22 protein-coding genes and 2 tRNA genes are annotated in these 25,350 nt (G+C 45.9%); 12 read left to right on the top strand and 12 right to left on the bottom strand.

The window, feature by feature from the left end; genetic code table 11:
• The first annotated feature begins 3 nt into the window (after positions 1 to 3).
• Together LRP54_RS06115 and LRP54_RS06120 are read left to right on the top strand one after the other, a co-directional pair.
• Positions 4 to 525, top strand: coding sequence for a SprT-like domain-containing protein (locus LRP54_RS06115; protein ID WP_231235457.1), 522 nt, complete (start codon positions 4 to 6; stop codon positions 523 to 525).
• 421 nt (positions 526 to 946) lie between these two features.
• Positions 947 to 1,603: a phosphatase PAP2 family protein gene (locus LRP54_RS06120; protein ID WP_231235387.1), complete on the top strand. Its 657-nt coding sequence runs from the start codon at positions 947 to 949 to the stop codon at positions 1,601 to 1,603.
• Between the two features lie 188 nt (positions 1,604 to 1,791).
• On the opposite strand, the gene LRP54_RS06125 is transcribed toward LRP54_RS06120, so the two are convergent.
• From LRP54_RS06125 to dnaA, 10 genes are all read right to left on the bottom strand, one after another.
• Positions 1,792 to 1,864 (bottom strand) — tRNA-Ala (locus LRP54_RS06125).
• Between the two features lie 12 nt (positions 1,865 to 1,876).
• Positions 1,877 to 2,014 (bottom strand): DLW-39 family protein, encoded by a 138-nt coding sequence (locus LRP54_RS06130; protein ID WP_231205753.1) that lies wholly within the window; start codon positions 2,012 to 2,014, stop codon positions 1,877 to 1,879.
• Between the two features lie 33 nt (positions 2,015 to 2,047).
• Positions 2,048 to 2,121 (bottom strand) — tRNA-Ile (locus LRP54_RS06135).
• 129 nt (positions 2,122 to 2,250) lie between these two features.
• Positions 2,251 to 2,652, bottom strand: coding sequence for a DUF3566 domain-containing protein (locus LRP54_RS06140; protein ID WP_231205752.1), 402 nt, complete (start codon positions 2,650 to 2,652; stop codon positions 2,251 to 2,253).
• A 3-nt stretch (positions 2,653 to 2,655) separates the two neighbouring features.
• Positions 2,656 to 5,247: a DNA gyrase subunit A gene (gene gyrA / locus LRP54_RS06145; protein ID WP_231235388.1), complete on the bottom strand. Its 2,592-nt coding sequence runs from the start codon at positions 5,245 to 5,247 to the stop codon at positions 2,656 to 2,658.
• Between the two features lie 55 nt (positions 5,248 to 5,302).
• On the bottom strand, positions 5,303 to 7,321 hold the full coding sequence (gyrB, locus tag LRP54_RS06150) for a DNA topoisomerase (ATP-hydrolyzing) subunit B (RefSeq protein ID WP_231235389.1): 2,019 nt from the start codon (positions 7,319 to 7,321) through the stop codon (positions 5,303 to 5,305).
• A gap of 201 nt (positions 7,322 to 7,522) precedes the next feature.
• Entirely contained in the window at positions 7,523 to 8,254 is a 732-nt protein-coding gene (locus LRP54_RS06155; RefSeq protein WP_231235390.1) for a DUF721 domain-containing protein, read from the bottom strand.
• Positions 8,251 to 9,522, bottom strand: coding sequence for a DNA replication/repair protein RecF (recF, locus tag LRP54_RS06160; RefSeq protein WP_231235391.1), 1,272 nt, complete (start codon positions 9,520 to 9,522; stop codon positions 8,251 to 8,253). The genes LRP54_RS06155 and recF overlap by 4 nt, the downstream gene beginning before the upstream one ends.
• 17 nt (positions 9,523 to 9,539) lie before the next feature.
• On the bottom strand, positions 9,540 to 10,676 hold the full coding sequence (gene dnaN / locus LRP54_RS06165; RefSeq protein ID WP_231235392.1) for a DNA polymerase III subunit beta: 1,137 nt from the start codon (positions 10,674 to 10,676) through the stop codon (positions 9,540 to 9,542).
• A 602-nt stretch (positions 10,677 to 11,278) separates the two neighbouring features.
• Positions 11,279 to 12,715, bottom strand: a complete 1,437-nt coding sequence (gene dnaA / locus LRP54_RS06170) for a chromosomal replication initiator protein DnaA (RefSeq protein WP_231235393.1) — start codon at positions 12,713 to 12,715, stop codon at positions 11,279 to 11,281.
• A 470-nt stretch (positions 12,716 to 13,185) separates the two neighbouring features.
• On the opposite strand from dnaA, the gene rpmH reads away from it, so the two are divergent.
• The 10 genes from rpmH (at position 13,186) to LRP54_RS06220 (ending at position 22,579) form a co-directional block, all read left to right on the top strand.
• The gene (gene rpmH, locus LRP54_RS06175; protein ID WP_231205745.1) at positions 13,186 to 13,326 is read left to right on the top strand and encodes a 50S ribosomal protein L34; all 141 of its coding nucleotides are present in this window, start codon (positions 13,186 to 13,188) and stop codon (positions 13,324 to 13,326) included.
• A 12-nt stretch (positions 13,327 to 13,338) separates the two neighbouring features.
• A complete protein-coding gene (rnpA, locus tag LRP54_RS06180; RefSeq protein WP_231205744.1) occupies positions 13,339 to 13,704 on the top strand; it encodes a ribonuclease P protein component in 366 nt (121 codons plus the stop codon).
• Positions 13,701 to 14,105 carry a membrane protein insertion efficiency factor YidD gene (gene yidD, locus LRP54_RS06185; RefSeq protein ID WP_231235394.1) on the top strand — a complete coding sequence of 135 codons (405 nt, stop codon included), beginning with the start codon at positions 13,701 to 13,703 and terminating at the stop codon, positions 14,103 to 14,105. Before rnpA ends, yidD begins: the two co-directional genes overlap by 4 nt.
• Positions 14,086 to 15,462, top strand: a complete 1,377-nt coding sequence (gene yidC, locus LRP54_RS06190; RefSeq protein ID WP_331274807.1) for a membrane protein insertase YidC — start codon at positions 14,086 to 14,088, stop codon at positions 15,460 to 15,462. The genes yidD and yidC overlap by 20 nt, the downstream gene beginning before the upstream one ends.
• Positions 15,463 to 15,531: 69 nt before the next feature.
• Positions 15,532 to 16,062 (top strand): Jag family protein, encoded by a 531-nt coding sequence (locus LRP54_RS06195; RefSeq protein ID WP_231205742.1) that lies wholly within the window; start codon positions 15,532 to 15,534, stop codon positions 16,060 to 16,062.
• Positions 16,063 to 16,148: 86 nt separating this feature from the next.
• A complete protein-coding gene (rsmG, locus tag LRP54_RS06200; RefSeq protein WP_231205741.1) occupies positions 16,149 to 16,841 on the top strand; it encodes a 16S rRNA (guanine(527)-N(7))-methyltransferase RsmG in 693 nt (230 codons plus the stop codon).
• Between the two features lie 286 nt (positions 16,842 to 17,127).
• The gene (locus tag LRP54_RS06205; protein WP_231235459.1) at positions 17,128 to 17,949 is read left to right on the top strand and encodes a ParA family protein; all 822 of its coding nucleotides are present in this window, start codon (positions 17,128 to 17,130) and stop codon (positions 17,947 to 17,949) included.
• Positions 17,950 to 18,710: 761 nt separating this feature from the next.
• Positions 18,711 to 19,061: a hypothetical protein gene (locus tag LRP54_RS06210; protein ID WP_231235395.1), complete on the top strand. Its 351-nt coding sequence runs from the start codon at positions 18,711 to 18,713 to the stop codon at positions 19,059 to 19,061.
• A gap of 1,415 nt (positions 19,062 to 20,476) precedes the next feature.
• Positions 20,477 to 21,793 carry a ParB/RepB/Spo0J family partition protein gene (locus tag LRP54_RS06215; RefSeq protein WP_231235396.1) on the top strand — a complete coding sequence of 439 codons (1,317 nt, stop codon included), beginning with the start codon at positions 20,477 to 20,479 and terminating at the stop codon, positions 21,791 to 21,793.
• Between the two features lie 159 nt (positions 21,794 to 21,952).
• A complete protein-coding gene (locus tag LRP54_RS06220) occupies positions 21,953 to 22,579 on the top strand; it encodes an HAD family hydrolase (RefSeq protein WP_231235397.1) in 627 nt (208 codons plus the stop codon).
• 370 nt (positions 22,580 to 22,949) lie between these two features.
• Here the strand turns inward: LRP54_RS06220 and LRP54_RS06225 are convergent, their stop codons facing one another.
• Positions 22,950 to 23,888 (bottom strand): D-alanine--D-alanine ligase family protein, encoded by a 939-nt coding sequence (locus LRP54_RS06225; protein WP_231235398.1) that lies wholly within the window; start codon positions 23,886 to 23,888, stop codon positions 22,950 to 22,952.
• 73 nt (positions 23,889 to 23,961) lie between these two features.
• Positions 23,962 to 25,260, bottom strand: a complete 1,299-nt coding sequence (locus LRP54_RS06230) for an aminotransferase-like domain-containing protein (protein WP_231235460.1) — start codon at positions 25,258 to 25,260, stop codon at positions 23,962 to 23,964.
• Between the last annotated feature and the right edge of the window lie 90 nt (positions 25,261 to 25,350).

A 25,350-nucleotide genomic window follows, 5' to 3' on the forward strand; every position in this document is an offset into this window, starting at 1 on the left:
TGCATGGATCTTGATGCAGCTCGCAGGTTGGCGCGTTCTGTTATGGATGCGCATGGGTTAAGTGAGTGGGATTTTTCTTTTGATCGTGCTAGGCGCAGGGCTGGGGCGTGTCATCATCAGCGGAAAAAAATTACCTTGTCGCGTGTTTTGACCTTGTTGTATGAGCCTGCCACGGTCCGTGAGGTGGTGTTACATGAGGTTGCTCATGCTTTAGTGGGGGCGCATCATGGGCACGATCAGGTGTGGCGTGATGTTGCTCGTCGGATTGGAGCGCCACCGAAAGCGAGCTTACCTGCTTATTTGCCTGCTCCTGAGCCTTCGTGGGTGGGAACGTGTCCTCGGTGTGGGATGCAGAAGTTTTTGTATCGTAGTCCTCAGCGTGTTGCTTCGTGTGGTGCGTGTTCGCCGGGTTCTTTTTCTTCTGATGTGATTTTGGAGTGGACTTTTCGTGGCCTGCCGCGTCAACCTGGGCGTGCGTATCTGAATGAAATGCGTCGTTTGCGCAGGTGGGGGCTTATTCGTTGATGAGGTGCGTGTAGGCCCGTAGGCTGTGGTTACTGGAGGAGTCCTTGAGCGTTGGGGGACTGATTGAACGGTCGTTTTTGAGCGTTGCGAGGTTTCTTTCCTGTATGTGAAAGCTATCTGATAAAACTCTCAGGAAAATCTCAGGTTTATTCAGGGGGTTTGCTCAGGTTGGGCGCGTAACTTATGTGGTATCAAGCGGAGCCGAGATGTTCCATAGGGGACATTCTTTGAAGCTTTTGGGCTGGAAAGGTGATGGATCGGGAAAACTTGCACTGTGTTGATGGGATGCCGCGAAGGGTCAGCGTGATGCTGGCCCTTCGTGGTTTTTCCGTACATGAGGCTGGTATTAGGGTTATTGCTCAACAGAAATGAGTAAATAGTTTCTATTTTGTATTAGGCGCGGTCCCGTTAGGCTTATCTCATGTTGCGTGACACAAGATTTTTCTTCCCTGTGATCGGCGCTTTGCTTATTGGCGTGGTTTTCGTGTGTGGGTATATTGTGAATCCTACAACTGGTGTTGATACTGCTGTTATGCAGATTTTTGTGAGTATGCGTCATGAGCTCTTATCACCTTTTATTTTGGGTTTGACGTGGTTTTTTGATCCGTTACGCGCAATCATTCTTACGCTTTTTATGAGTGGAATTTTTTATGCTGTAACAAAGAAATGGCAGTATCCGCTTTTTATTGTTTTCTGCGTCGGCGTATCTGCATTGGTGATGACACTTATAAAACTCTTTCATGAACGGCCGCGCCCACCGGAGGTTTTGCGTTTAGCTGTTGAACATTCTTTTTCTTTTCCTTCCGGGCATACTGCTGCGGCGAGTGCATTTTTTGTTTCTCTTGCATGTGTTTTGAGCGTGACAGGCATGGTATCGCGCCGTTTTTCTTGTATCGTCTTGTGGATACTCACATGTGGTGCTGTTACTTGTATTGCGATGACTCGCCTGTATTTGGCTGTTCATTGGCTAACTGATGTGTGTGCGGGCGCTTGTGTGGGCTGTGCTTGTGTTTTCGTTTTCTTGCCACTTGTGCTGCGGTCACAGCAGGCTGTAAGCCCTGCAAGAAAAATCGCCTAAGAAAATCGGTGCCCTAGTTTCTGGTTTCATGAAATTCACCGGAGGAATGCGTAAGGGGCATTATCATGAGCGCGTAGTTCCACGCCCGGCCCATCGAGTTTAAAGATCTCAAAGAAGCATTGAAGTGAAAATAAAATAGGAAGTGCGAACCTACGCTCGAAAGCGAGAGTTCACACTTCCCCCTGGAGTGGAGCTAACGGGACTCGAACCCGTAACCCCCTGCTTGCAAAGCAGGTGCGCTACCAATTGCGCCATAGCCCCTTTTCTTACCTGTTAAGGCAGAGCAGGTTCGTCCGTAACGGACTTCCATAAATTAGCATTATCTGAAAGATCCTGCATGATTTGACGGATCACAAGACCAGCAACAAGAACGCCACTGACCACCGTTAAGGTTGTGATCCATTTCCTCATCGGAACCTCCGATCTGTGCTCCTTTATGGAGAGTGGGCCTAGGTGGGCTCGAACCACCGACCTCAGTCTTATCAGGACTGCGCTCTAACCTACTGAGCTATAGGCCCCTAACCTCGAAAGGTCAGATCTGCACCCTTTGAAGGGCGCCAGATAATGTTACATGCCCTTACCCCTCAGAGCAAAACCGAAGAAAGTGAACTCGGGCACCCTGCGAAGTAAATCCGCTGTAATGGTATTTATTCGTCCATTAATGAAACCCGCACACCGCCAACAAGTGAAGCAATAACGTTGTATAGCAAGGCACCTAAAGTTGCGATTGATGTAAGGAGCACCACATTAATAACTGAAATGATTGTGGCATATGACATGACTTTAGGTAGGCGCACGTAATCCAGCAGAGCTTTGAAACTTTCTGCACCCATACTTGTCAGGAAATTTTCAATTTCTGCGAATACATGCATACTGTCAACGACAAACCACAGGATGATCGAAGTGAAAACTCCCGCAATCCCTAATGCCACACTCAGCAGGAAGCTGATTTTCAGCACAGACCAAGGATCAACACGTGCAAGTGTCAGCTCGACACGTCTGGGAGCATCAAGTGCAGCGGCACTGTAATTGTCATTGTGCGTAGTCATGGCTCAGCCTTCCTGTGTTTCGTCCTGCTTAGACGTTACAGGGTTTTGGTCCTGCGTGTCCTCAGGTTCGTTAACAGTTTCGGTATTGTCCCCCATTGTGTCATCAATATCGCGTTCAGGGTTGGGCGTGATAGCGATAATTCTGTCATCCGCATCAGGTCGAGCAAAAATAACACCCATTGTGTTGCGTGATGTTGGGCGTACATCGGATGCATTGACTTGGACGAGTTTGCCGGATTCGGTAATCACCATGACATCCTCATCAGGGTTCACGATAAGCGCGCCAACTAGTCCCCCACGTTCTTCGACCAACTTACCGACGCGCACACCTAGGGTTCCACGGCCTTTCGTTGGATATTCTTCAACGGGTGTTCGCTTGGCGTATCCTGATTCGGTGACGATCAGGAGGTCAGCGCCTTCACGCGGTACTTCCATGGTAAGTAATTCGTCGTCATCACGGAAACGCATTCCGCGCACACCGGATGTGGAGCGTCCCATAGGTCGTAGTTGTTCATCTGTTGCAGAAAAACGGGCAGCTTGGCCGTCACGAGATACCAGTAACAGATCGTCTGTCGCATTCACAATCTGTGCTGATACTAGTTCATCTGGTTGGCCTTGTTCGTCCTCGCGTAAGTTAATGGCAATAATGCCGCCTGTGCGAGCGCTGCGATAGTCCTCTAGCCGGGTCTTTTTCACCAGACCAGATTTTGTTGCTAATACGAGGTATTCCGCTTGGTCGTAGTCTTGGATTGCGAGGACTTGCGCGATATGTTCTTCCGGTTGGAATGCGAGAAGGTTGGCGACGTGCTGTCCTTTAGCATCACGACCACCTTCAGGGATTTCGTAGGCTTTGGCGCGGTAGACACGGCCAAGGTTTGTGAAGAACAGTAGCCAGTGATGTGTGGTGGTGACAAAGAAGTGTTCAACTACATCATCGCCGCGTAGTTGAGTTCCGCGCACACCTTTTCCGCCGCGCTTTTGTGAACGATAGTTGTCAGTGCGTGTGCGTTTAGCGAAACCGTCACGAGTGATGGTGACAACAACGTCATCACATGGGATGAGGTCTTCCATTGACATTTCACCGTCGAAAGGAACGATGGTGGTACGTCGTTCGTCGCCGTATTTGTCAACGATTTCACCGAGTTCTTCGGAGACGATGGAGCGTTGACGTTCTGGGCGATCAAGGATGTCTTGCAAATCAATAACACGTTCACGTAACTGAGTGTGTTCGTCTAGGATTTTTTGACGTTCCAAAGCTGCGAGGCGACGTAATTGCAAAGCCAGAATCGCGTCTGCTTGTATTTCGTCGATATCCAACAGTGTTTGTAAACCTGTGCGGGCTTCGTCAACTGTGGGACTGCGACGGATAAGTGCGATTACTTCATCTAATGCGTCAAGCGCTTTGAGGTAGCCTTCGAGAATATGCAGACGTTCTTTGGCTTTGCTTAAACGGTACTGTGTGCGCCGCACAATGACACTGAGTTGGTGTTTGACCCAGTGTCGCACAAATCCATCAATAGAAAGTGTACGTGGGACACCGTCAACTAAGGCCAGCATGTTGGCCGAGAAGTTTTCTTGCAAAGAAGTGCGTTTGTATAGGTTATTGAGCACGACTTTCGCAATTGCGTCACGTTTCAAAATAATGACAAGTCGCTGACCGGTTCGCCCTGAGGTTTCGTCACGAATGTCAGCGATACCTTGGATTTGTCCGTCTCGGACAAGCTGCGCAATCTTGTCAGCTAAATTGTCTGGGTTTACCTGGTAGGGCAGTTCTGTGACGACGAGGCATTGGCGGCCCTGTATTTCTTCAACATTGACGACTGCACGCTGTGTAATGGAACCGCGCCCTGTGCGGTAGGCATCTTCAATTCCTTTTCTGCCCATAATTGTTGCTCCCGTGGGGAAATCTGGGCCGGGAATTATTTTCAGGAGGGCTTCGAGGAGTTCTTCGCGTGTGGCTTCAGGGTTTTCCAAGTACCATTGCACGCCTTTAGCTACTTCACGTAGGTTGTGCGGTGGTATTCGTGTGGCCATACCAACAGCAATACCTTCTGAGCCGTTAACGAGAAGGTTAGGGAAACGTGCCGGTAGAATGGTGGGTTCTTGGTCGCGTCCATCGTAGTTGTCTTGGAAATCGACGGTGTCCTCGTCAATGTCACGGACCATTTCCATGGCTAGGGGTGCCATTTTACATTCGGTGTATCGCGGAGCAGCTGGTCCAAGGTTACCGGGAGTACCAAAGTTTCCTTGACCTGCGACAAGGGGGGCGCGTAACGACCACCATTGGACGAGGCGAGCAAGGGCGTCATAGATAGCTGCGTCACCGTGTGGGTGGTATGTGCCCATGACGTCGCCAACGATACGTGAAGACTTTGAAAAAGATGAGGTTGGTCGGTATCCGCCATCGTACATTGCGTACAGGATTCGACGGTGGACAGGTTTAAGACCATCGCGTACATCAGGTAAGGCTCGTCCGACAATCACGCTCATTGCGTAATCGAGGTACGAACGCTGCATTTCCATTTGCAGGTCAACTTGTTGAATACGATCGTAGTCAACGTGTTCTTCGGTGCCTGTGGTTTTTTCGTCGCTCACGTGGTTCCTTTGTTGTCACTTTCCGAGGTTTATGGTGGTTGGCCTCGGTGAGGGTTTATATGTCCAGGAAGCGCACGTCTGTGGCGTTGCGCTGGATGAATGACCGGCGTCGGTCAACGTCGTCACCCATGAGGATTGTGAATATTTCGTCAGCATCTGCTGCTTCGTCTAATGTTACTTGTTTAAGTATTCGACGCGAAGGATCCATTGTGGTTTCCCATAATTCGTGGTCATTCATTTCGCCTAGACCCTTGTAGCGTTGAATACCGCCTTCTTTGGGTAGTCGGTGTCCTTTTTCAGAACCTGCTGTCAAAAGTTCATCACGTTCTTTGTCAGAGTAAGCGAATTGATGTTCCGCGTTAGACCATTTCAATCTGTATAGCGGCGGCATTGCGATAAAAACATGCCCATATTCAACTAGGGGACGCATGTATCGGAAAAGTAATGTCAAAAGCAGTGTGGCAATGTGTTGACCGTCAACGTCAGCATCAGCCATGATGACGATTTTTCCGTAGCGAAGCTTTTCTAGATTGAATTCTTCACCAATACCGGTGCCGAATGCTGTGATGAGAGATCGGATGGTATCTGAAGATAAGGCTTTATCTAAACGGGCTTTTTCAACATTGAGGATTTTTCCTCGGATAGGCAAGATCGCCTGATGTTCAGGATCACGGCCACCAACAGCGGAACCGCCAGCCGAGTCACCCTCAACAATGAAGATTTCGCAATCTTCAGCTTTACGTGAGGAGCAGTCACGTAATTTTCCGGGCATTGATGCTGATTCAAGGACGCCTTTACGTCGTGTTGCTTCGCGTGCTTTACGAGCGGCAACACGGGCCATTTGAGCTTGCTGACCTTTTGCTACAATTGCTTTTGCGTCAGCTGGGTGTGCATCTAACCAGTCTGTCAGCAGTTGGTTCACTGTTTTTTGTACAAAAGTACGTGCTTCAGTGTTCCCGAGCTTAGTTTTTGTTTGACCTTCAAATTGTGGTTCTGTAAGTTTCACAGAGATCACAGCGGTCAAGCCTTCACGTACATCTTCACCTGTTAAATTGTCGTCTTTATCTTTCAACAATCCTTTGTCGCGGGCATAACGGTTAATCACTGAGGTTAACGCTGTACGGAAGCCTTCTTCATGCATACCACCTTCAGTGGTGTTAATTGTATTTGCGTATGTATGAACGGACGACGAATATGCACTTGTCCATTGCATTGCGATTTCAAGTGACATAGTGCCTTCGTCATTTTCACATTCAAAATCAATGATTTCAGCGTTAATTACTTCTGTTTTCTTTGTTGAGTCCAGATATTCCACGTAGTCACGTAAACCGTGTTCATACATATAGGACACATGACGGTGCGCAGGTGCACTGTCAGAATCTTCAGGTGTATTACCTGTAATTTCGTCACCTTCGACTGCGGCCCATGGCCGTTCATCTGTCAGTGATATGCGTAAACCTTTATTGAGGAAAGCCATTTGCTGGAATCGTGTGCGCAATGTTTCAAAGCTGAATTCCACGGTTTCAAAGATTGCGGCATCAGGGTAAAAGGTTTGAACTGTTCCTGTTTCTTCTGTTTCTTCACCTTTTTCAAGAGGAGTGATGGGGGTACCACCATTAGCGAAAGACATTCGCCATACATGACCTTGCCGGCGAACTTCCGTATCGACACGTGTGGATAAAGCATTGACAACAGAAATGCCTACACCATGTAAGCCGCCAGAAACAGCGTATCCGCCGCCACCAAATTTGCCGCCAGCATGAAGAATTGTCATAACAACTTCAACGGTTGGCTTGTGTTCTGTTGGGTGAATATCTACAGGAATACCGCGTCCATTATCAGCAACACGAACACCGCCATCAGCCAAGATCGTTACATCAATATGATCGGCGTAACCTGCTAAGGCTTCATCAACCGAGTTATCCACCACTTCATAAACTAAGTGGTGTAATCCGCGTTCACCCGTAGAACCAATGTACATACCGGGCCGTTTGCGGACGGCTTCCAGACCCTCAAGAACGGTAATATCTGACGCGCCATAACTTTGCGTGTCACGTGTCGTTGTTTCAGCCACCTAATGGCTCCCCTCATTGACCTGCGTATATGTGCAGGTCCTCCCTAAGGAATAATCATTCCTCGGCTATGAACATACCGTCTAAGTTTACCAAGTTACGCACTTGCAGGGGTAATAGCGCACCAAAGATTCCATCAATAAAACCGATGTGACCTGCATAAATTCAATTATGATGAGTGCCACACCATTAACATTTTAATTTCAGTTATATGTGTCACGAGGTCCCCTACCAGGAACCGACCATAAACCTTTTTTCCATGATGGTGCAGCCGGGCCACGCACCACTACTTGCTTTACCACTCCAGCGCCTATTTCTTCCGCAATTCGCCGTTCAATGGTAGGCAATAATAACTGTAACTGTTTAGTCCATGCAGTTGACGTACAGCGCACAATAAGCTTTTTATCCTCAAAAGTTTCCACATTGCAATGCTCAGCAACCGTTTTTCCAACAATCTGCGGCCACTTAGCCATAATTGTTCCCATTTTTGTCTGTGTTTGCCAGCCACTATCTGCAATCAACCGATCCACCACAGTCTTCATAGACCGCGGCGACCTATACAACACACGAGTAGCAGCCATACCCGGTTGCCGTTTCCATACACTACGTCCACTGCGATACCGGCGACCTAATGACACAAGATCACCCTCTGTATCTGCATGGTAAGCTGCACGATTCAATTCATCATGGACGCTATCACCCACATTATCAGCATCATGATGCAACACATCCGCAGCCGATATGTCATCACTTTCAATAGCATATTCTTCACTCATGCCAAGCCGTAAAGCGAAGCGATGTCGCCGAGGCAAATGCGCACGAATATGGCCTTGTTCTTCAGCTAATTCTTGCGCACGACGAAAAGCATGACGAGCAAAAAGAGCTGATTCTTCCCACTGCTGCGTGTGCATATACCGTGACTTTGCGCTACTCATGAAGTCACCACAGTTCCATCATCCGCATCGAAATGTACATGTAGTACATGTGCATCTAAAGCTTTGGGCACATCATCTGCTACCGCAGCAGTAATCAACACTTGTTCTGCTTCTTGAACAAAATCAGCTAAAGCATCTCGACGAATCGCATCAAGTTCAGCAAAAACATCATCCAAAATAAGGATAGGCCGCTCACCATCTGCTGAAAGCACCTCAAAGGCACCGAGGCGAAGTCCTAATGCCACAGACCATGATTCTCCATGACTTGCATATCCTTTCACCGGCATATGTCCCAATGAAAAAATCACATCATCACGATGCGCACCAACGAGGTTCACTCCCCTTTCCACTTCATGATCGCGCATGAGTGTCAGTGCATATTTCATGCGTTCGGTTTGAACTGATACATCCTCTAAATCATGAGAAACAATCGAATCAGTATTTAAAATCGCAAAGTTCGCATTGGATGAGGTTTCTGGTATGCCCTTTGATTTTTCAGAGGAGAAAGCATGATCTACCTGATGATATGTTTTTAATGCACGATCAACAGAAGCATCGTATGCCATTGTGAATGCCCGTCCCGATTGGGCAATATGGTCATGCGCACTTGCCGCAGGAGATGCCAATAAACGTATGGCTCGTGCTCGTGCTGCCGTAAGACGAGCGGAAAGCTCAGCAAAACGTTCATCCCATACATCAATAGTTGATAAATCTGGTGTTTTTCCGCGTCGCAGAGCCGCCTGCGCACTTTTCATAAGTGCAGCACGTTGACGCGCAACCTTATCAAAATCTACCTTTATTTGGGAAATTAATGGTTGTAATTGTATAGCAAGATCATCCATAAATGTGCGACGAACAGAAGGATCTCCCCGAACAAGCTGTAAGTCTTCCGGCGCAAAAACAACTGTTCGTACCATTGCAAGAATGTCACGTGGTCGCGCATTATTTCGATCAAGTCTGGCGCGATTTGCTTTTCCTCGAACTATTTCAAGCTCAATAATATTATTCCTGTTATTTTCATATACTGCTTTTACCCGAATGACAGCTCCAGCAGGTATTTGTTCGCTTGGGTCATGTGGCACACGGACAAGAGCATTTTCCGCTGAAATACGGTGGCTTGTGAATGTGGACAGGTAAGCAATTGCTTCTACCAAATTGGTCTTTCCTTGACCATTAGGGCCAAGGAGTACAGTTGTCCCCTGCGGAAATTCAACTACCGCATGACGATATGAACGAAAATCGTCTACTGCTACGTGCGAGATTCGCACAAAAACTCCACTGTCACTTACGCGCCAAAACGAATTGGCATAATGAGGTACTTAAAGTGTGTGACTTCACCTTCAGCTACTTCTTTTTGGCCTGTCAAAACAGCAGGCTTAGTCGGGTGAGTAAAACCAAAACGCACATACTGTGTGTCCATCACAGACAAACCATCAATTAAGAATTGTGGGTTGAAAGCTGTTGTAATGTCCTCGCCGTGAACATGTGCCTGTAATGTTTCTGAAGCTTGGGCGTTGTTGCCTTGACCTGCTTCTAAGCTTAGTTGCCCTTGAGAGAAGGATAAGCGAACACTCGTTTTTCTTTCTGCAACAAGTGAGACACGCTTAACAGCTTCCAGAAGAACTTGCCGATCAACAATTGCTTGAATAGTTGTTGATTCGGGGAAAAGACGACGAACAGGTGGGTAATCACCTTCCATGAGTGTTGAGGTTGTACGACGGCCACCTGCGGTAAAACCTATAAGTGAAGCTGCACCCGGTTGTGTTTCTTTCGACAAACCAATATCAACAGAAGATCCTGCTGTCATTGACTTTGCAACATCATGCAGAATACGTGCTTTAACTAATGCAGCATCCTCGACAGATGAATCTGCTGGTTCCCACATAATTTCACGCATTGCCAGGCGGTATCGATCTGTTGCAAGTAATGTCATGCGATCACCGCTTACTTCCATGCGAACAGCAGTCAGCAGTGGCAAAGTATCGTCGCGTGAAGCTGCCACACTTACTTGCTGAACAGCCTGAGCAAGAGCATGAGCATCAATTGTTCCAGTTATTTCGGGTTGGGATGGCAGTTGAGGGTATTCATCTAATGGCATGACTGCTAAAGAAAAATGTGATGAACCACAGGTCAGATCTACCTTTTGCCCGTCCAGTTCAACGGTAACTGGACGATTTGGAAATGATTTAGAAATGTCAGCTAACAAACGTCCAGATACGAGAACTTCACCGGGTTCTTCAACGGATGCTGGAATACGTGAATTTGCTGAAACTTCATAGTCAAAAGACGACAGTACAAGTTCTTCATCACGTGCACTAATACGTACACCGGCCAGAATTGGTGTCGCAGGACGAACAGGGAGGGCACGAGCAGTCCACGAAACAGCTTCAGCCAAGACATCGCGCGCAACTGTGAACTTCATTGCGAACCCTTCCGTTGAAATAACACTTTCCACCTTACTTTACCTGTAAGACAGCATAATTGGATACACAAAATGTAACAGTGAAATGAACAAAACTGCCAGTGACGTGTGTATATCTTCAATTCTGTTATTCCGTATGTGGATATTGTTACGTATTGCGCATACAGTCACGAATTGAAACATCAAGAAATAAAACGCGGATAGGTTTGTTCTACTGTTGCAGGTTTTCCACATCATTTTTTGTATTTATTAAGTTCATCATCGTCATAGGGTATGTGGATGATGTGGATATCTGGGTTTTATCTTGTTATTTCAATGATTTTTTTCGTGGATATTGTGGGGATGATGCTGTGCATACAACGGCTCTAGCTGTTGATAACATATCGGCCTCTTTAAGTAATCCACAGAGTATCTGCTTTTATCCACCATGAAATTACTTTTTCCACGACCTATTCACAGATAGTGTGGATAAGTGTATTTTCATTGATTTATCAGATATAAATTTATATATCATCATTTTAATAGAAGATATAATGGAATCTCTACGTGAACCAATATCTATTTACTCAACCAATGAATGAGTATGCGCACAGATATGCAATCTATATCTCGCGTGAATGTTGTTTGATACGTGTGGTGAGTTCAGTAACGTGGTTGAATGTTTCGCGTTTTTCCGCCATTTGCGAGGATATTTTTTTATTTGCATGCATAACTGTGGTGTGGTCACGTCCCCCAAATGTTGACCCGATTTTCGGCAAAGAAAGATCAGTAAGTTCACGGCACAGATACATGGCGATCTGACGTGCTTCAACAACTGTACGTGAGCGTTCTTGTGAACATAGTTGTTCAATGGTGACATTAAAGTAATGGGCAGTTTGCCCCATAATCATTGCAGCCGTGATTTCTGTGTCATGCGGATCTGATATGAAATCTTTGAGTTGCATTTCAGCTAAAGGTAAGTCAATTCGTTCCTGTTGGGACAAATTAGCAAAAGCAATAATTCGAACAAGAGCACCTTCAAGTTCACGGATATTTGTCGAAATACGTGAAGCAATATAACTGAGCACTTCAGGATCAACAACGAGGTTGTCAGCTGCAGCCTTCTTTTGAAGGATGGCAATACGAGTTTCAAGGTCTGGTGGCTGAACATCAACAAGCAATCCTGCGGCAAAACGTGAACGTAAGCGATCTTCGATACCGGAAAGTTCTTTTGGCGGCAGATCTGAAGTTAAAACAACCTGTTTATTCGCGTTATATAGCGCGTTGAAAGTGTGAAAAAACTCTTCCTGAGTTTGTTCTTTTCCTTGAATAAATTGAATATCATCAATCAAAAGAACGTCTACATCACGATACCGATGTTGGAATTCCTCGGCGCGGTCCTCACGAATCGAATTGATGAAATCATTGGTAAATTCTTCAGAATTCACATATTGCACACAAAGGTGCGGATAAAGTGAAACAACATAGTGTCCGATTGCGTGAAGCAAGTGTGTCTTACCCAGTCCGGAATCACCGTAAATAAAAACAGGGTTATAAGCGGTACCAGGGCTTTCCGACACAGCTAAAGCGGCAGCATAGGCGAAACGATTTGATGCTCCGCGCACAAATGTGTCGAATGTGTACTTGGGATTTAAATGCATAGGCGAGTCATTTCCCAAAACAATCGGCTGTGGGTTTGATTCATACTCACCATTTATGTGGTCATCATATTCTTGAGCAGGAAGGGCTGGCTCAGGATCTCCATTCGTATTTGTGTTTTCTTCAGGGAAATCGTCTTTTACTTGCGGTGTCACAGTTGGATCAACAGTGATTGCAAGGCGAATAGTGTCGTGAAGGATATCTGTTAATGCGGCAGTGATTGCAGCAGATTCTGCTTCAATTCTTTTTTTCGCTGTATCACTGGGCACAGCAATGAGAATAGTTCCTTCAATATCACCAATAGGTTTAGCTGATCGAAGGAATGCGCGTGAAGCAGGGCGTAATGAGTCGCTGCTGGCGATAACTTCATCCCAGGCTGCGGAAAGCCGATCCGTGGACACGAGCATTCTCCTTGACTGTTTTTAACGTGAGTTCCGACACTGCGTAGGCACGTATGAGGATCTTTTTGCTAAAGACAACTTTAACCTGTCACGCTCTATCAACAGGGTGTGGATGAAGTTGTGGATAAAAAATCACTAAAATACATAATTGTAATTACACAGCCGTTTCCACAGAGTTCTGCGGAAAGGTCATTATTCACAGGGATGTGGATAGCTTGTGGATATTTCACAGGATGAACAACTAGCTCCACAGGTCTATCCACAGGTGTGTATAACTTTTCGAAAAAATAAATTTTCGGCACGCACATATGTTCCGTTGACTCAGAACGAAGTCACACGTAGTGTGGTTTCTTGTATGTGCCCGGTACGCTGGGTGAGCAAGTGTCCTCTGCGGAAAAAATTTCCGGTGGGGACTTATCAGAACCGATGAATGGAGCAGCCGCTTCATTCCCGCCTTTGGAGAGAGAACAGTGACAACGAAGCGGACTTACCAGCCCAATAACCGTCGTCGTTCCAAGACACACGGATTTCGTTTGCGCATGAGCACACGCGCCGGCCGCGCCATTTTGGCTGCACGTCGTCGCAAGGGCCGCAAGACCCTCTCCGCCTGAGATTACGCTGAGGTGTTGCCACGTGCGCACCGCATGGTAGATCCAGCGGATTTTCGTTCAGTGATCCGCACAGGGTCACGGGCGGGAAACACTGTGGTTGTCGTGCATTGTCGAACCGACGAGGAGCCTTTATCGCCCCTCGTCGGTTTCGTCGTGGCTAAAAAAGATATTCCACGCGCAACAGCAAGAAATCGAGTAAAACGTCAATTCAGACACCTCATGGCTGAGCGGATGGATACCCTTCCTCAAGGAACGCATCTTGTTGTGCGCATTAGTGCTTCTGCTCAACAAAAAAGTTATGATGAACTAGGTCAAGGCCTTGATAATGCACTCATACGAGCATTATCAAAGTGGCAAAATAAGGCGAAAAATCTATGAAAGGTACATCGTTCATAGGGCGCCTTATGTCTTTACCGATCGTGGCATATCAGCGTTTCATATCTCCGGCTATTCCACCGAGATGCCGATATGCACCGACATGTTCTGCATATGCCGTCAAAGCATTGCATGTTCATGGACCAATTAAGGGCATCCTTTTAGCAGTGTGGCGCTTACTTCGGTGCAATCCCTGGAGTTTAGGAGGTGTAGATCATGTACCCGATCATGGCAGATGGAAACCTGATCCTTGGATTCCTCCACATGACTGGCCGGGAAATCTTGATATTGAGCCACCTCAGCCCATGGGACTTCACATGCTGACAGCCGAATACGATCAACCCATACCAATGACCTCACCGGAACATGCCGGACTGATAACGGGTGCTTCACGCATCCACTGATCCTGAAGGAGTACCACATATGTGGGAAATGATTCTTCATCCCTTTGCTGTAGCAATTGCTTGGGTATGGATAAAAATCCATGACCTTCTGGCTCTTTTGGGAATGGGACAAGGCTCAGGATTAGCATGGGTTTTGTCAATTGTCTTGCTGACAATCTTTGTGCGAGCACTAGTTTTACCTTTGTACTTCAAACAAATAAAAAGTTCACGCAGTATGCAGTTAATGCAGCCTGAACTCAAGAAGCTACAAGAAAAATACAAAGGGAAAACTGATACTCAGTCACGTCAAAAAATGGCTGAAGAACAGCAGGCACTCTATAAGAAACACGGTGCAAACCCTCTGGCTTCCTGCCTGCCGATGTTGGTGCAAATGCCGATTCTTTTTGCAATGTATCGCGCAATCTTTGCTATTAAAGACATTGCAGGCGGCACATACACTTACAGGGGAGAACCAGCTGACCACCTGGGGCCAATCACTCAACAAGTAGCCCACGAAATTGACGGTTCAACTGTTTTCGGTGTTCAACTGTCACTGCGTATCACCGATGGTATTTCCACAGTTGGTTTAGTGACTTTCGCCTTCATGATTGTGGCGATGGTATTTATGCAATGGTTTTCCCTGCGACTAACCATGACTCGCAACATGCCTGCACAGACTGATCCGAATAACCCAATGGTTCGTTCGCAAAAAGTCATGCTGTACATGATGCCGATAATGTTTATATTTACAGGTTTCTTCTTCCAAATGGGTCTGCTGGTCTACATGGTCACTTCTGCAGCATGGGCATTAGGACAGGCATTCTGGGTGGTCAATATGATGCCTACCCCAGGATCACCAGCTTATATTTCCATTGTTCATAAACGTCAAAATGCCTACCAAACATGGGCACGTCCCTACTTTGCGGAACTCGATGCAGAGCGCGCAACTCTTGCAGCCAGTGACAGTGAAGCGCAAGAAGCCCTGACAATTCGTGCACTCAATGAAGTCAAGACACGGGCGCGCCGTCAAAAGATTGCCTCTCATTTCCCCGAAGAAATGAGCGAAGGTGAAATTCTCACGGTGTATCGCACACTTTCTGTACAAGAATGGGACACGCTACCTGACGAACTATGGATGCGTGCTATTCACCGAGCCACTGCCCGATCTGTTGAACGCCGCGCACAAAAAGAAATGCGTGAACAAAATAAGCGGCTCACACGGGAACAGCGTCGTCGTCAGAGCGAAAATCAGTCACAGTCAGAATCTTCTTCACGACGTGCACAAGTTGGGGCTAAGGAAATTACCCCTGAAGAAATTGAACGTCGTCGTCAAGAACGCAAAAAAGCTCAACGTCGTAACCGCAAGAAACGCGACTAAGAGCTATCACAGGTCCAGTACCGTATTTCAACAGCTAAGTAACGGTCAATCGCACAGAGAGTATGACAGATGAGCGAAATTACTAAAGAAGAAATGCTTCGACTTGAAGAAGAAGGCGAACTCGCTGCAGATTATCTTGAAGAACTTCTCGATATTGCTGACCTTGATGGTGACATCGAAATCGACGTGGAAAATGGTCGGGCCTCTGTGGAAATTATTTCAGAACAGAGCGGCTCTTTAGAACGTCTTGTTGGTAATGAGGGTGAAATTCTTGATGCCTTACAAGAACTGACTCGCCTTGCGGTTCAAACAGAAACGGGTGAACGTTCACGTTTAATGCTTGATATTGCAGGCTACCGTGCTGGTCGTAAAACTCAGCTTCGTGCCCTCACAGAGGAAGCTATTACACGTCTGCGTGCTACGGGAGAGCCTCAGCGTTTACAAGAGATGAATCCTTTTGAACGCAAAGTGTGCCACGACGTTGTTGCTGCAGCGGGACTTACCTCTGAATCTGAGGGCGTGGAACCTCATCGCTGCGTAGTTATTTTGCCTCTGGAAGAATCTGATGAGGCAGATAACGATACTCATGAAAACGACTGAGTACTGTCATATTTTCATAGATTTCACACGGCACATTCAAAAGAGGCCTAGCCGATTATTGTCCTCAGAGTCAGTAGGTATTTCATATGGTAAATGAAGCAGAGCACGTACCCAGTGATGCTTTCGTGGAAAATTTCGCAGATTTTCCTGACGACGTACATGCAGAAGTACCTACCTCGGCTGTTCGTGATCTTTTTGGTTTGGCATTTCATGATATTTGCGAATTTGTGAGGATGCTTCAGGACGAGGGCGAAGTTCGTGGCCTTATCGGACCGCGTGAAGTTCCGCGCCTCTGGTCGCGTCATATTGTTAATTCTGCAGCTATCCTTGATTTCTTACCGAAAAAAGGGCAGGTTCTTGACATTGGTTCGGGTGCAGGATTCCCAGGTATTGTGGCAGCAATTGCTCGACCGCATTTAGATTTTCATCTTGCTGAGCCTATGCAGCGTCGTTGCGAATGGCTTGAAGATGTTATTGATACGCTCGGTTTGGATAATGTCACGATTCATCAGGCTCGTGCGGAAGAATTGCGTGGTAAAGGGAAAGCTGACGTGGTTACTGCACGAGCGGTGGCGAATATGTCAAAGCTTGTGCGTATGACATCGAAACTTATTGCGCCAGGTGGTCATTTGGTTGCTTTGAAAGGCCGAAAAGCCCCTATCGAAGTTGAGGATGCTCGTGCGGAGCTGCGTCGCCATCATCTGAGTGCGCAGATCCATGAAGTGCCGAGTGTGATGGAAGACGAAGCGACTTACGTTGTTGTGTGCCGCCGCGTGTGAGGGAATGTATTTTTTACACCATGTAACGTTCTTTTGTGCGGGATGTGTTCGTGTGCCCATCCTTGTATTCATGTAAAGTTGTGGTGTTTCGTATACGCGAGGGTGACGTTGTTGCGCTGGTGTATCGCGGTTTTCTGCTGTGAGTGGACCGCGATGCGAAACTGTGTATTTTGCGGATAGTTCGCTTTGGCATTATTCGTGAGTTGATGGTTATAAAGGAGGATAGGTCATAGTGAGTGAATATGATGCGCAGAATACCCCTTTATCATCATTACTTGAACAGAATATGCGTGACCGTAAGCTGTTGGAAAATGTGGCTTTTGGGCACCCGTCCTCTCCTCGTGTTATTGCTGTTGCTAATCAAAAAGGTGGCGTAGGTAAAACAACGACTGCTGTTAACCTCGCTGTTGCAATGGCTCAAGCCGGTCTGCACACAGTAGTTATTGATGCGGATGCACAGGGTAATGCTTCATCCGCTTTGGGTGTGGAACATAATTCGGGTGTTGCTTCGTTGTATGACGTGATGATTGGTGAGGCATCACTGGCTGACGTTATGCAGGTGTGTCCTGATGTGGAAAATCTGCGTGTGTGTCCGGCAACGATTGATCTGTCAGGTGCAGAAATTGAGTTGGTCACGATGGAGCGTCGTGAATATGCTCTTGCAGATGCGCTGACTTCTTTTGTGGAATCAGATCCGGATGTTGAAGTTATTTTTATTGATTGCCCTCCTTCACTCGGATTAGTTACTTTGAATGTTTTGGTAGCTTCTGATGAAGTATTGATACCTATTCAAACTGAATACTATGCTTTAGAGGGTTTAAGTCAGTTGTGGGGAACTATCGAAAAAGTAGGTGCTTCCCTGAAGCCTGGTCTTCGAGTAGGCGCCATGCTTTTAACGATGTCAGATCGGCGTACTCGACTGTCCCAGGAAGTAGAAAATGAAGTGCGTCAGCATTTCGGTGAACTTGTTTTAGATACAGTGATTCCTCGCTCTGTTCGTATTTCTGAGGCACCCTCTTATGGGCAATCTGTTATTTCGTATGACGGTCGCAGCACAGGTGCTTTGGCTTATCGCAAAGCGGCTTTAGAGTTAAGTCATCGCTGGTAAACGCTGACGGTGTTTTAAGGGCTGCTGGTACTTGCTTTATTCCGCGCATTTATATGATGCGCACCTGTGCCTGTCCCTTGTTGATTGATAGGGAGAACAGGAAGTATGAATTCCTATAATTCATAGGATATTCATTGTTTTAATTTCATATATTCGTCGATGTAGGCATATGAATATCTGAGAAAATGCTTATGCTGCTATCTACGTAGTTATAGGTATTTTGATGGTCTGCCACTGCTATTTTGATTATTTTGGCTTTTTTCAAAGAAATTGCGCATGAGAACCTGCATTTGTATGGTCACAATGGACTTATATGTTGCGTTCTGTGGGAATTGTTATCACACGTGAAGCCATATCTGGGGTTCGATATGTCAGCCAGGCGATGTCCTGAAATATGAATCCCCTAATAATGAAACAGAATCTGTTGAATTCTGATGATTCTTTCTTTCTGTTTCTGTAGGCGATCGCATTTTCGTATAGAGCGACATCTACAGAAACAGGTTGAATGTTTCACGTGAAACATACGGATGCCACTAGTTGTGTATGCGGAATAGTTAATGAAGTCGCATGAGAGATACCTAGAAAATTTCGCAGATCGAAACCGCTGACAGCTCTTATATAGAGCTGATAGGCCACTTTCATGTTAATGTGATATGGTTAATATTCTTTCCCCGTCTATTCACTATGAGGTGAATCTTATGAAAGTGTTAATAAGATCATTCACAGCGCTTTCATTGGTCTGCGCCTGTACGCTTTCATCAATGGGCGTTGCATCAGCTACAGAGGATAACTTTTCGACAGCTGATTATTCGCAACTGACAACGGAAAGTGTAGCAGCACATCCAGAAGTAGTTCCCTATTCCGCAATAGTTGCTGCAGTTGTGGCCGCTGTAGCCGGTAGCTATAAAGCAGGGTATGACGATGGTGTTGCCCGAGCAGCAACAGGGCAAATCACATGGAGCCAATGGAACGGAAAACTAGGTTGGGCTATTACAGCTGCCGTTATTGCAACTTATCCTATCGGAGGTATATACGGAGTTTCTGGATACCAAGGGTGGAAAAGTGGCTTTTCAACTGAGTGCGCGAAACATAGCTACTGCATAAACAAATAAGGGAGTATTATGCGTAGAGTCTTTCAAGTTTTAGTGAATGTTTTTTGCTTATGTGCCGCGTTACTTATGGGTAGCGACTTTATCTATGCTGCCTTTATTATGCACGGTCCGTTGCACAGTTCAGTGTTCTACGTTGCTTTTGTATGTCTTTTTGCTGCGGGCGTATGTGACCTCATTTCCCTATTTCTGGGGAAGAAAGCAGTAAAAGAATAAACTTCCTGCTACGTATATTTCGGAAGCAGATCCTTTCAGAAGATACATACGGAAGAAAGGAAGTTTTAAGCGATGAGCCTATATGTCTGTAGATATATGTGATGCAGTGAAGATTCGCAGTATGTAAATTCTCCACTTGCTAGGGATTATCATTTCAGCGTTAGTAGTAGTGCGTGCAGGTAAAGATATTCTACGTGCTGTGGGATCTACTGATTGCTGCTCTATCTGAAGTGACTATTCATAAATTGACGTGAATAAATGATAAATAGATTCTCTGAAAAACAGGGCTAAGTTCAGCGGACTATTTTCATGATTCTGCAAATATAACTTGTTCACAGAAACTTTTTCCATCGCACTAATGATGGTTTTTCATTGTAGAAAAATCACTTGGTGAATTTCTGAGATGCCTACACAATGCATAGAGAGTTTTGTGAATGTTTCACGTGAAACATATGTCGTCATGAGCAGATGTATGGATGTGTCATAGCTTTCGTCGCATATGAGTGCTTGGTGAATATGACCTTTGAGGAAGATACAACTATAGGATTAGAGGAAATAAAGATATACGTCTTGTCCTGTTGTGCTGGTGCAGTTATCTCAGGCCTACCTCTACGAGCACAGAGCAGAGCACTTTTTCAGGGATATGTTTTACTTGTGTGAAGCTAGATGAAGGGTTTTGGTCCATACTCATAGGAGTAGAAAGGTATCTTGGGCGTTATATCTTGCTATTTATTGTCTAGAAATGTGACGAATGCGAGTACAGTAATTACGCATCGCATGTTATCGCTCGAGAATGATTTATCACTCTGGAACTGTTTTTCTGAGAAATGAGTAGCCTCTAATTAAGTATATGTGTTCAGATACAGCATGTTTATCTTAGGGGAATTGGGTCACTGTAATTCTTTGTGCTTGTGCATTGGCTCCATTCGATTGACTGTTAATTTCAGATTTATAGGCACTGATTGAGGTGAACACTACTACTAGTCCTAAGAAATCTTTATAGAACAAGGAAACTATTAATGACTTACGGTATTCATATGTTTTATGTGAACTATCAATAGTTTCCTCGATATATCAAGGAAACCGAATGAGTGTCAATAGTAAATAATGAGTATGTGCATAATGTTTCACGTGAAACATTCAGGATGTAACCCGAGCAAGGGCGTGCAAGAATAGAGGTACTTTTGTGAGATAGGGGAATAATGGCTCAGGAAAAACACTCAGGAATATCTGCAAAGACATCACGCAGAACTGGTTTAGGTAAAGGTCTGGGTGCCCTTATTCCTCAGATTCCTACAGAAGAAGCAGTAGCTCAAGCTCGACCAATTGATGCAATCATTCCTGCAAATAATCGAGGATCTTCGATTCCTCGTGGCGGTTCGGCACGTGATCTACTTTCACCTCGTCCAAAGAAAACTTCAGGTTCAGTAGGAACTACATCTCCCCTATCCTCCTCCCATAAAAAGAAAGCTCAGTTTTCGGATTCTGGAGCTACTTCTGTCGATGAGATAGAAAATTCTTCTGATTTAGTTGCTGGCACAGTAATTTCACAGAATGCTACAGAAACTACTTCACAACAAAATATTGGAAAATCTCAATTGAGTGAAGAAAAGTCAGAAAATGTTTCACGTGAAACATTAGTAAATGAGGAAGATCTTCCCACCGTACCGGGAGCTACCTATGCGGAACTTCCCCTGAATCTCATTATTCCAAATAGTCGTCAGCCACGAACAGTATTTGATGAAGATGAACTTGAAGAACTGGTTGCATCAATTAAGGAAGTTGGAGTATTACAACCGGTCATCGTACGTCCTTTGCGTATTGAGGGCGAAATTTCTGATCGACTCAAAGAACTGATTGAAGCACAACCGGAAGCACGTTTTGAACTCATTATGGGCGAGCGTCGTTTACGAAGCTGTGAACGTGCGGGCCTTGAAACTATTCCGGCGATTATCCGTGAAACAGAAGATGAGGATTTATTACGGGATGCTCTGCTGGAAAACTTACATAGAGCACAACTTAATCCATTGGAAGAAGCGGCAGCATATCAACAGCTCATGGCTGATTTTGGGGCTACACAGGAAGAATTGTCGAGGAAGATCGCGCGCTCACGGCCACAAATAACGAATACATTACGCTTGTTGAAGTTACCTCCGACAGTACAAAATAAGGTGGCTGCACAGGTGATTTCTGCTGGACATGCAAGAGCCCTACTTTCCTTGAATGATTCACGTGATATGGAAATACTTGCAGATAGGATTGTGGCTGAAGGCTTGTCCGTAAGAACAACTGAAGAACTGGTTCGACTGGGACGTGTAAAAGCCGCACCTACGAAAAAGAAGACCGTACAAGCAACATTAAGTCCACTTGCGCAAAATATTATGGAAACGTTGGCAGATATCTACGAGACACGTGTAACTGTGACAGAGGGGCGCACGAAAGGGAAAATTACTATCGAATTTGCTGGGAAAGAAGATTTGCAAAGAATTGCGGACCTTATTCGAGGCAGACAGAACTAAAATTTTCCCTGAGCAGAGACTAGAATTTAGCGAATCCTTTTCTAAAAGTTAAAAGCCTCACAACAGTGTTGGTATTTACTTTATTCGTCGCACAATAGAGACAAGTTAAATCACGTGGATAATAAAGAGAAGAAGATGATCGGGCGCACGAATCAATACGTGGCACTTTTTGATGTGGGAGGTGTCCTCGTTAATACGCGGCCAAATCCTGCGGATATCGCGCAGATTCTTGGTTTTGATGCGCAGGATCATGGGAGTATTTCCCTTGTCGATCACGCGATGTGGGCACATCGTGATGATTACGATAAAGGGTGTACGGATAAAGAATTCTGGGATCGAGTAGCCGGTGATTGTGGGCTTGGTGAAATTGAGGAGCACACCCTACAACGCTTAATTGATACCGATACTGAACGTATGAAAATAGCAAGTCCATTCACTGTGGAAGCAGTGAGGACACTTCACGAATCGGGAATCGCCTGCGGGATTCTTTCCAATGCTCCCCATGCAATTGCTCAAGCAATCAGAGCAACACAATGGTTCAATACCTACTTTAGTTTTGCCGTTTTTTCGGCTGAGATTGGTGTATGTAAACCGCACCGTGCGATTTATCGTAGCGCGTTAGAAAAGCTGAATATTCCTCCGAAAAATGTACTTTTTATTGATGATCGTCAAGAAAATTTACGTGGCGCTGAGCTTTTGGGGATGTCCACATTATTGTGGGATGGCAGCGAAGAAAGCCGTGAAATATTGCAGCGATACGGTCACACTGCAACATCAGAAATATAAAAACAAGACGGAAAAACGTCTTTTGGTAAAGGGTTAAAATATTATAGCTTATATAAAGCTCAACTGATCTTTTCTACAGAAAATTCGTCCCTAGTACAGATGTAATATGTGGGTACGGAGTATGGAACACCAATTCTATATATGTCGTTATAGCACGTGAGCAGCGTAATACATTGGTGGTATCGAAGCTTTTGCTTACGACAAATAACAGGCGTAAAGCAATATGCGATACAAAATGGTAAAACACCAAAACTCAACAGCGATAAACGGGCACATAACGGCTACAGATGAGCTGACGTGAGTAAAAAGTACAGAACAACTATTCACGCATTAACGCAGGGCATTTTGTGCGCTATAAGCACATATGTGCCTATCTACGGGAAACGAATTCAACAATATCTGCGCATGTTTGAATGAATGATCCTGCTGCTTCAGCTGCTTGCGGGAATAGAGAAGTATCTGTCATTCCGGGGATAACATTCGCATCAATAAACCAGCAGGTGCCAGCATGGTCAATAACAAAATCAATGCGTGACAGATCACGTAGGCCCAGCACCGTATGTGCATGAATGGCTGCGTCGCACACATCCTTCAGTTGTTCCTCATCAAGACGTGCAGGCACGAAATATTGAGCAGTATCTGTCGTGTAACGAGCATCATAGTTATAAGCACCATCGTCTGTTGCAATTTCTACAGGAGGCAGAGCGCGTGGACCATCATCAAGATCGAGGACGGAAACAGCAATATCACGTCCAGAAATAAAACTTTCCACCATGACATGCTCACCATAAGCGAATGCATCCACCATTGCACTACGTAATGCTTGTGCATCATCAGCGCGTGAAATACCGAGTGCAGAACCACCATCCGTTGGTTTAATGACTACGGGATAGGAAATAGCTTCATTGAGGCTATCGAGTACATTTTTCGCGCCGAGCTGCTGAAAGAGGACTTGGGGAAGCGCCATCCATCCGGGTGTGTCTATCCCCGCGGCTCCCAGCAAAGTTTTTGATGCTGGTTTATTTGAAGCAAGCTGGGCCTGAATGGAAGATGACCCAACAAAGGGCACGTTCAAGGCTTCTAACAGGGTCTGAAGTGAACCATCTTCACCGACGGAACCATGTACGAGCGGCCATACGACATCAGGTGCAAAATCACGGAAAGTTGCGAGGAAATCACGATCTAGGTCGGTTACTCGTACAGTATGTCCGCATTGGGTGAGCGCGTTGGCTACTCTACGTCCACTACGAACAGAAACTTCACGCTCATGCGTGAGGCCACCTGCGATAATGAGGACTTTCAACGCCATATCCAGTGCCTTTCACAATGATCGTATAAACTATATGATTATATTGTAACAAAATAGATTTGCGTGAGTCACATCAGCGCATCTCGGTACCACGGGAAGAAGTATTTTCCTCAGGCAAAATACCAAACATATCCACCAATTCCTTTTCCGCATTCACCACAGTGGATAAACGTCGCACACCCTCACGAATACGTTCAGGGGTTGGATAACAGAAGGAAAGACGCATATGATCCGCCCCCTGACCGTCATAGTAGAAAGCCGTACCCGGCACATAAGCAACCTGAGCACGCACCGCACGAGGCAACATGGACTTCGCATCCAAACCGCTAGGCAATGTCACCCATGTGTAAAACCCGCCCGCAGGACGTGTCCAGTGACAATCAGGCATATATTCCGTCAAAGCATCCATCATTGCATCACGACGTTCTTTGTACATATGACGGAAAGACTTCACCTGCCCATACCAGTCATAGTCAACAAGATACTGCGACAGGAACATCTGACCAAACATAGTAGGCGAAAGAATAGCCGCCTCAGAAGCCAGAATAAGCTTATCTCGGATAGCGTGAGGCGCTAACGCCCAACCAATACGCATACCAGGAGCAAACATCTTTGACACAGAGCCTAGGTACACAACCCCTTCAGGAGCATACGAACGCAAAGCTGGTAAAGGATCTGAATTAAAACCTAAGAGCCCGTAAGGATTATCTTCCAAAATGAGGATATGTTCACGTTCACATATCCCAGTAATGATGGGTCTGCGTTCCTCAGACAGCGTAACACCAGCAGGATTTTGAAAATTCGGAATAGTGTACAAAAACTTCAGCGTGCGCCCTTGCGCACGTAGACGAGCAATCGTCTGTTCCAATGCCTCAGGAATAATGCCATCATCATCCATCTCAACATGGACCACATCGGCTTGACGAGCACGGAAACAACCTAAAGCGCCCACATACGATGGTGATTCCGCTAAAACAACATCCCCAGTATCTATGAAAAGTTCCGCCATCAGATCAAGAGCCTGTTGGGAACCTGTCGTTATCACAATGTCATCAGGATCAGCACCAATGATATGGTCATAGGTCATAATTTCTGCCATTTGCTCGCGCAGAGGTTCCCACCCTTGACCAGAACCGTATTGCAAAGCCTGAGTACCATGATGCAGGATCAAATTATGCGCAGAATCAGCAAGGCGCTCCAAAGGTAAATCTTGAAGATTAGGCATACCGCCCGCAAGTGACACCACTTCAGGACGGGAGACAACGGAAAAAAGGGCACGGATTTCCGAGGCGCGTAAATTGTGAGCTCGTTCGGCGTAAGCATCAAACCAAGGGTCTAACCTATTACCGTTCGTGTCACCATGCGGGTGCATTGTTGTACTCACAGCACCGTCCTTCTATCTCGTGTATCTCATACGAGGAACCTTACCGCTGCACAATGTGATTCACGCAGACAGGCTAGG

The sequence above is a fragment of the Schaalia sp. lx-100 genome, from assembly GCF_021083625.1.
In the GTDB taxonomy this organism is placed as follows: Bacteria; Actinomycetota; Actinomycetes; order Actinomycetales; family Actinomycetaceae; genus Pauljensenia.

Excerpts from the sequence above, each read along its gene's own strand:
- LRP54_RS06195 (WP_231205742.1), top strand. The coding sequence starts at position 15,532 with ATGAGCGAAATTACTAAAGAAGAAATGCTTCGACTTGAAGAAGAAGGC.
- LRP54_RS06140 (WP_231205752.1), bottom strand. The coding sequence starts at position 2,652 with ATGACTACGCACAATGACAATTACAGTGCCGCTGCACTTGATGCTCCC.
- LRP54_RS06120 (WP_231235387.1), top strand. The coding sequence starts at position 947 with ATGTTGCGTGACACAAGATTTTTCTTCCCTGTGATCGGCGCTTTGCTT.
- dnaN (WP_231235392.1), bottom strand. The coding sequence starts at position 10,676 with ATGAAGTTCACAGTTGCGCGCGATGTCTTGGCTGAAGCTGTTTCGTGG.
- LRP54_RS06205 (WP_231235459.1), top strand. The coding sequence starts at position 17,128 with ATGCGTGACCGTAAGCTGTTGGAAAATGTGGCTTTTGGGCACCCGTCC.
- LRP54_RS06155 (WP_231235390.1), bottom strand. The coding sequence starts at position 8,254 with ATGAGTAGCGCAAAGTCACGGTATATGCACACGCAGCAGTGGGAAGAA.
- LRP54_RS06210 (WP_231235395.1), top strand. The coding sequence starts at position 18,711 with ATGGGCGTTGCATCAGCTACAGAGGATAACTTTTCGACAGCTGATTAT.
- LRP54_RS06115 (WP_231235457.1), top strand. The coding sequence starts at position 4 with ATGGATCTTGATGCAGCTCGCAGGTTGGCGCGTTCTGTTATGGATGCG.
- LRP54_RS06225 (WP_231235398.1), bottom strand. The coding sequence starts at position 23,888 with ATGGCGTTGAAAGTCCTCATTATCGCAGGTGGCCTCACGCATGAGCGT.
- yidD (WP_231235394.1), top strand. The coding sequence starts at position 13,701 with ATGAAAGGTACATCGTTCATAGGGCGCCTTATGTCTTTACCGATCGTG.
- LRP54_RS06215 (WP_231235396.1), top strand. The coding sequence starts at position 20,477 with ATGGCTCAGGAAAAACACTCAGGAATATCTGCAAAGACATCACGCAGA.
- LRP54_RS06130 (WP_231205753.1), bottom strand. The coding sequence starts at position 2,014 with ATGAGGAAATGGATCACAACCTTAACGGTGGTCAGTGGCGTTCTTGTT.
- LRP54_RS06230 (WP_231235460.1), bottom strand. The coding sequence starts at position 25,260 with ATGCACCCGCATGGTGACACGAACGGTAATAGGTTAGACCCTTGGTTT.
- rsmG (WP_231205741.1), top strand. The coding sequence starts at position 16,149 with ATGGTAAATGAAGCAGAGCACGTACCCAGTGATGCTTTCGTGGAAAAT.